This is a genomic window from Thioalkalivibrio sp. ALR17-21 (assembly GCF_000420185.1).
In the GTDB taxonomy this organism is placed as follows: domain Bacteria; phylum Pseudomonadota; class Gammaproteobacteria; order Ectothiorhodospirales; family Ectothiorhodospiraceae; genus Thioalkalivibrio; species Thioalkalivibrio halophilus.
Window position 1 is genome coordinate 84,183 of the sequence record NZ_ATUL01000013.1, and the last position, 6,382, is coordinate 90,564.

5 protein-coding genes are annotated in these 6,382 nt (G+C 66.5%); 2 read left to right on the forward strand and 3 right to left on the reverse strand.

Features of this window, described 5'->3' with window-relative positions:
* Window positions 1–2: 2 nt before the first annotated feature.
* The 3 genes from G020_RS0108615 to G020_RS0108625 form a co-directional block, all read right to left on the reverse strand.
* Complete coding sequence (locus tag G020_RS0108615; RefSeq protein WP_024329322.1) at window positions 3–2,183, reverse strand: HAD-IIB family hydrolase; 2,181 nt, start codon at window positions 2,181–2,183, stop codon at window positions 3–5.
* Complete coding sequence (locus G020_RS0108620; RefSeq protein WP_018946654.1) at window positions 2,180–3,577, reverse strand: glycoside hydrolase 100 family protein; 1,398 nt, start codon at window positions 3,575–3,577, stop codon at window positions 2,180–2,182. Before G020_RS0108620 ends, G020_RS0108615 begins: the two co-directional genes overlap by 4 nt.
* A gap of 191 nt (window positions 3,578–3,768) precedes the next feature.
* Window positions 3,769–4,857 (reverse strand): EAL domain-containing protein, encoded by a 1,089-nt coding sequence (locus tag G020_RS0108625; protein WP_024329323.1) that lies wholly within the window; start codon window positions 4,855–4,857, stop codon window positions 3,769–3,771.
* Between the two features lie 83 nt (window positions 4,858–4,940).
* Here G020_RS0108625 and msrB point away from each other — a divergent pair, with 83 nt between their 5' ends.
* Window positions 4,941–5,366: a peptide-methionine (R)-S-oxide reductase MsrB gene (msrB, locus tag G020_RS0108630; RefSeq protein WP_024329324.1), complete on the forward strand. Its 426-nt coding sequence runs from the start codon at window positions 4,941–4,943 to the stop codon at window positions 5,364–5,366.
* Window positions 5,367–5,410: 44 nt separating this feature from the next.
* Window positions 5,411–6,295, forward strand: coding sequence for a rhodanese-like domain-containing protein (locus G020_RS0108635; protein ID WP_024329325.1), 885 nt, complete (start codon window positions 5,411–5,413; stop codon window positions 6,293–6,295).
* The last annotated feature ends 87 nt before the right edge of the window (window positions 6,296–6,382 follow it).

Below are 6,382 nucleotides of genomic sequence, written 5' to 3' on the forward strand. Positions count from 1 at the left end.
CCTCAGCCGCTGCCGTCACCCGTGGGGACATCGCAGCGATTGAGCAGATCGAAGTGCTCGATCCCCTCGAGGATGCCGCGCGCGTGCGTGGCGCGGGCGAAAAAGATCCGCTTGAAGCCACGCAGGGACTGCAGCTCGGGCTGATGATTGCCCACCACCACCCCCAGCAGGCGCCCGCGCAGCATGTCCTCGTCGTTGCCCGAATCGCCGGCGACCAGTACATGCTCCAGCGGGATGCCCCACTTGTCTGCGAAGTAGCGCACCGCCAGGCCCTTGGAGGCCCGCACCGGCAGCAGATCCAGGAAGCGCTCGTGGGAATAGATCACGTGGGCATGCAGATCGGCCCGGTACAACCGGGTCTCGATGGTTTCCACGTCGAGGGTGCCGGGCGGTTCGACGAAATAGCTGACCTTGTGCGAGCGCTGGTCGATGTCCGGCTGGGGCACCAGCCCGGGCTCGCCGTCCAGCGCCTCGCGCAGGCGCTCCGGCTCCCAGCGATGGCTGATGTGCCGGGCCCAGCCACGATCCGGGGTCTGTTCGGCCCCGTAGTGGATCTCGCTGCCCACCGAGGTGATCCAGACGTCCGGCATCGGCACGCCGTGTTCCTCCAGCACCGCGGCGGCGGAATCGATGCGGCGCCCGGTGGCCACGCCGAAGGCGACCCGCTTGCGGTTGCGCCGCAGCCAGGCGACAAAGGCCCGGGTCGCCTTCGTGTCGCCCAGCAGGGTGTTGTCGATGTCGGTGATCACCGCGCGGTCCACGTTCGCCAGCCGGCCGGATACCTGGCGCTGTTCGTGCCGCACCTGGCGCACCTCGCGCGACAGCGAGCGCAGCAGGCGAACGTATTTCTCCGCATGGCCGTCCCAGGAATAGTGCTTGCGCACGCCCTTGAGCCCGTCCCGCGAGTAGCGCTGCCAGCGCGGCCGGTCGGCCAGGATCGCCTGGATGGCGTCGGCGATGCCTTCGGGATCCTGCGGGTCGATCAGCAGTCCGTTGTGGCAGCGCGAGATAATCTCCTCCGGGCCGCCGTCGTTGGTGGCCACGATGGGCGCACCGCTGGCCGCCGCCTCGATCAGGGTCAGGCCGAACGGCTCGGTCAGCGCCGGGTTCACGAACACCCCGCGGGTGGACGCGACCAGGCGGTAGAGATCGGGCACGTCGTCCGACCCGTGGTGCTTGGGGTACGCCACCTTGCCATACAGGTCGTGGCGGTCGATGCGCAGCAGCAGATCCGTGAGGACCTCGCGCGCGCCCTTTTCCAGATCGCGGATGTCGTCGCGGTTACCGGCCACGATCAGCAGATTGGCGTTCTCGCGCAGCCATTCGTTACCGGCATAGGCATCCACCAGGCCGCGGATATTCTTGCGCTCGTCGGCGCGCGACAGCGCCATGATCAGCGGCCGGTCGGGCTTTTGCAGGAAACGCCGGATCTCGGGCCAGATCGGCGGTTTGCGCTCACCGCGTTTCGGCGGGTGGAAGCGTTCGAGGTCGGTCCCCGGCGGGATCACCTCCATGCGCTCGGGCTGGTAGTTGTCGTAGGTGGCGTACTGCTCGTCCACCTCCTGGCGGGTGCTGGCGATCACCCGATGGGCGTGCGCCAGGGCCTCCTCCTCGGCATGGATACGGGTGGAAATGTTGTAGCGTGATTCGATGTCCTTCTCGGACAGGCCGCTCTCGCGCAGGCGCTCCCGCTTGACCCGCCCCAGCGAGTGCCCGGTCTGCAGCATGGGCACGCCCAGCAGATTGGACAGCCGCACCGCGACTTGCCCGGCATCGGCATAATGACCGTGGATCACGTCCGGGCGCAGCCCGACCCGCCGGATGTGCGCCAGGGCGTTGTCGGCGAAGCAGTCGAGATACGGCCAGAGCTTTTCCTTGCGCAGGTAGCGCTTCGGGCCGCTGTCCAGGCGCACGATATGGGCACCATCGCCCAGATCCTCCACCGGTTCGGCATAGTCATCGTCGACCCGGCTGTCGACCACGCGCCGGGTCAGCAGGTCCACCCGCCCCACCTGCGGGTGCCGCGCCAGGGCGCGGGCAAGCTCGACCACGTAAAGGGTCTGGCCGCCGGTATCGGCGTCGCGTCCGAGTTCCAGGTTTTCGCCCCGGATGAGGCCATGCACGCTGATCAGAACAAGATAAAGGCCTTCGCCCTGACGGGCCTTGCTCTGAGTCTTTTTCATGGGGTCTCCGGCTCCGGACTGTCGAACAGTGACAGGGTTTCGGGGTTATCGATCATCGCCTGGGACAGCAGCACCGCGGTCGCCGACCAGGTCTGGCGATAGTTCGCCCGGCGCCCGATCAGGCGGCCATGGCGCCCGTCATAGTATTCCGGCCAGTCATCCCGGTGGAGCCGCTCGGCCGCCACCGCATGCACGCTGCGGGCGAGATCCGGCCGCCCGACGCGCATCGCCGCCCCGGTAAAGGCCCACAGCAGCGCCGGCCAGTTGCCGCCGTTGTGATACGACCAGGGGGTATTCTTCGGGTCGGACCCGGTGAGCAGGCGCCATTCCTCGCCCATCATCGCGGGGTAGCAGATCTTGACCGGCATGGTACCGATCAGGTCCTCGAACCGCTGCTCGAAGGTCTGCATGATCAGGCGTGACTCGTGCTCGTCCGCCAGCCCGAACAGCACCGCCAGCAGATTGCCGAAACTGAAGAAACGGAAATCCATGCGCCCCGGCCCCAGGTTGCCGACCAGATAACCACTCTCCGAGGGGATCCAGTCCACCAGCCAGTCGGGGATGCTCTCGGGATAGATGTTGAGCGCGTTCTCGGATTCGTGGCCGAAATGCTCGGTGCGATAGCGATGGATGGCGTTCAGCCGCTCCAGGTCCAGCCAGTAGTAGTGGCGGATATAGTCGGCCAGCTGGCGGGCACGGATCGCGGACTGTTCACACAGCTGCTCGGAATCGGTATCGCAGGGCTCCAGCATCGCCAGCGCGGCCTTGAGCATGCCGTAGAACAGCGCCTGGATCTCCAGCGGATGCCCGTAGACCCCCATGCGCCGGTCGATCATGAAACTGCCGTCCGGCACCAGCAGGGTCGGGAAGACCTCGAAGCGGTCCTGCAGGCAGATGCTGAGGATCAACCGGATGCCGCGCTGCACGTCCGGCGACTTGATGAACTCGTGGTCACCGGTCCGGTTCTGGTAGGCCCGCGCCAGCAGCACCCACCACATCATCGAGTCTACCGGAGCCACGCGGCCGATCGCGCGGTCACCAAAATCGGCGGCCAGGGTCTCGCGCCCCTTCGGGTCGGTCACCACGCGGAAGCTGGCCGGCATCACCCGCGGCAGGCGCCGGTGACCCTCGATCTCCTCCTGGGTATCGCGGATGCGCAGGATCAGGCCGAGGAAATCGCGCACCACCTCGGGTTCGTCGTGCAGCAGATACACCAGCCCGGATGGCACGAAGTCGCGGATGAAGCAGTCGGCATAGTTTTCCGCCGGGGCGCGGCTGTCGAGGCTGGCCACCGTGCCAACGGTGCGCCCCTGATAGCGCACCTCGGCATCGCGCAGCAGCTGGGCGGCCGCTTCCAGCGTGGGATTGCGGGCATCATGCGGCAGAGTCGTCATGGTCCTCAGTTTAGTGAAGCCCGGTCCAATGTGCACATGGACGCCTCCACAACCCGCAGGAGGTCGGCCCCCTGCCGAGCGGACACCCATCGACACCCCGTAGGAGGCCGGCCCTCCGGCCGATGTCGGCGGGAGGTCGGCCTCAGCCGTCGAGGCACCGGATGGGCCTGATCGGCGAGAGGGCCGGCCTCCTACGGCACCTCGGGATCGGGATGCACCGGTGCCGGTGGCTCGGCCGCCGGGCGCGCGAACAGAAAGCCCTGACAGTAATCGACCCGATCACGCAGCCAGCGCCATTCACCCGCAGTCTCGACCCCTTCGGCCACGATACGGATGTCCAGCTCGCGCGCCAGTTCGATGATCTTGCCGAGGATCTTCTGCTGATATTCGTCGGCGTCGATGCCGCGGACCAGCTCGCGGTCGATCTTCACGAAGTCCGGTCGCAGCTGCGACAGCAGGTTGAGCGACGCATAGCCCGCGCCGAGATCATCCAGGGCGACCCGGAAACCGGCGTTGCGATAGCGATCGATAATGCGTCGCAGGTGTTCGGTGTCGGTAATCTGGTCACTCTCGATCACCTCGAACACGAAGCCCGCGGGGGCGGGGACATCCGGCGCGATACCCCGGATCTCGCGCACCGTTGTCTCGAGACAGAACGCCGGGTCGTAGATCGCGGTGGGATTGAAGTTGATGAACAGCTGGTCGCGGATTCCGCGCTCGGTCGCACGGCGGATCGCATTGATACGCGCCGCGCGATCGAGGTGGAACATCATCTCCGCCGCCCGTGCCTGATCGAACAGGATGTTCGGCGGGATCAACTCCCCCGCCGGCGAGCTGGCCCGCACCAGCGCCTCCCAGGCGAACACCTGATCCGGCCGGGCCGCATGCACGATGGGCTGAAAATGAAAGTCCAGGGCATCGCTGGCGAGTATGGCCGCCAGATCGCGCGCATTGTGCCGGGCGATCAGCGTGGACAGCAGATGCGTATCCTGCAGGTGCTCCACGCCGAAGCGTTCGCCGTCGGGGACGAAGGTCGCGCGGCACCCGTTCTGCTCCGAATGGCTCAGGGCCTCGTCGAGACGCGACAGGGTCGCCCCCAGGTCGTGCTCCGGATCCACGGCCACCGCCAGGATCCCCGAAGCCGGTTCGCTGCAGGGGAAGCGCTCCTCGATCAGCCGCTGGCGCAGAGTGGCACGGGTATGCGCCAGCACCGGCGCAAGGTAGAGAGTCCCCGCACCGGTCGGAAGGACGTTGATGCGTTCACAGTCCGGACAGCTCAATATGGTCTCCTCGCCCGTGGCCATTCGCTTCGCTGGTGGAACCGGCTCGCAAGATAACACTAATTTCCGCGGAGGCACCGAACATGACCGACCACCCGCATCCCGACACCCCCGTCGACGAAGACGAACTGCGCCGGCGCCTCACCCCGGAGCAGTACCGCATCGCCCGCCAGGCGGGCACCGAGCCGCCGTTCACAGGCGAATACCACGACCACAAGGCCTCCGGTCGTTATCACTGCGCGGTGTGCGGCGCCGCGCTGTTCGACAGCACGACGAAATTCGATTCCGGCAGCGGGTGGCCCAGCTACACCGCGCCGGTCACCGCCGAGGCCGCTTCCGAACACCGCGACGCCTCGCTGGGCATGGAACGGACCGAAGTACGCTGCGCCGCCTGCGACTCGCACCTGGGGCATGTCTTTCCGGACGGTCCGCCGCCCACGGGACTGCGCTACTGCATCAACTCCGCGGTCCTGGCATTCCGGCCACGCGAAGGAAACGGCCCGGAGTAGAAACCACACGCTGAAGTGTCTAGAGTGGGAGCAGTCGACCTTCCATGGAGCAGTTCGCCATGTTTTTCAAGCCCTCTCGCCTTACTCTCGCCCTGTTCTCCGCCGGCCTGCTGGCACTCTCCGGTCAGGCTGCCGCCAGCACCGGAGACACCGCAGAGCCCGGTGACATGGAACTCGATCCCGAGGCCGAGGGGTATGAACCGCCGGGACGCTCCATCTATTTCTACGTGGACGCCCTGGATCTCGAGGAACTGGCGGCGAAATACGCCCGCGACGAGATCCACGTCATCGACGTACGCACGCGCTACGAATACGACACCCTGCGCATCGACGGCGCACGACACGTGAGCATCGACGACGAGGACTTCGTCGACAAGGTGCTCGAGATCCACGAAGAGGACCCGGACAAGCCGGTCGCCTTCTACTGCCGGGGCCATACCTGCTTCATGAGCTATCAGGCCGTGGAGCGCATGAAGGCCGCCGGCTTCGACGACGCCATGGCCATGGATTACGGCATCTTCGACTGGGCCGAGCATTACCCCGAGGACACCGCCCTGTTCGGGGAAGCGCCGATCGAACGGGCCGATCTGATCGACTTCAACGAATTCCGCGAGCGCCTGTTGCCGCCGATGGAGTTCTCCGAGCGCGCGCAGCGCGACAATGCCCGGGTGCTGGACATCCGGCGCCCGTTCGAACAGGACCAGGTCGGTCTGTTCCTCAATTCCGAGACCAACATCCCGGCGGGGGACACCGAAGCCCTGGAGGATTACCTGGAACAGGCCCGCGACTCCGACGCCCCGCTGCTCGTGTATGACATCACCGGGCACGAAATCAAGGCCTTCCAGTACACCCTGGAAGAGTACGGCATCGAGGATTACTACTTCATGGAAGGCGGCTTCAAGGCCTTCCAGGAGAAAGTGCTGCAATAGCCCCGCTTCCGGGTAGCGCACCGACCAGGCCATCCGGTGCCCCGACGACCGGGGGCCGGCCCACCGCCGACATCGGCCGGAGGGCCG

Coding starts and splice junctions, on each gene's coding strand:
- G020_RS0108615 (WP_024329322.1), bottom strand. CDS start 2,183: ATGAAAAAGACTCAGAGCAAGGCCCGTCAGGGCGAAGGCCTTTATCTT.
- G020_RS0108620 (WP_018946654.1), bottom strand. CDS start 3,577: ATGACGACTCTGCCGCATGATGCCCGCAATCCCACGCTGGAAGCGGCC.
- msrB (WP_024329324.1), top strand. CDS start 4,941: ATGACCGACCACCCGCATCCCGACACCCCCGTCGACGAAGACGAACTG.
- G020_RS0108635 (WP_024329325.1), top strand. CDS start 5,411: ATGGAGCAGTTCGCCATGTTTTTCAAGCCCTCTCGCCTTACTCTCGCC.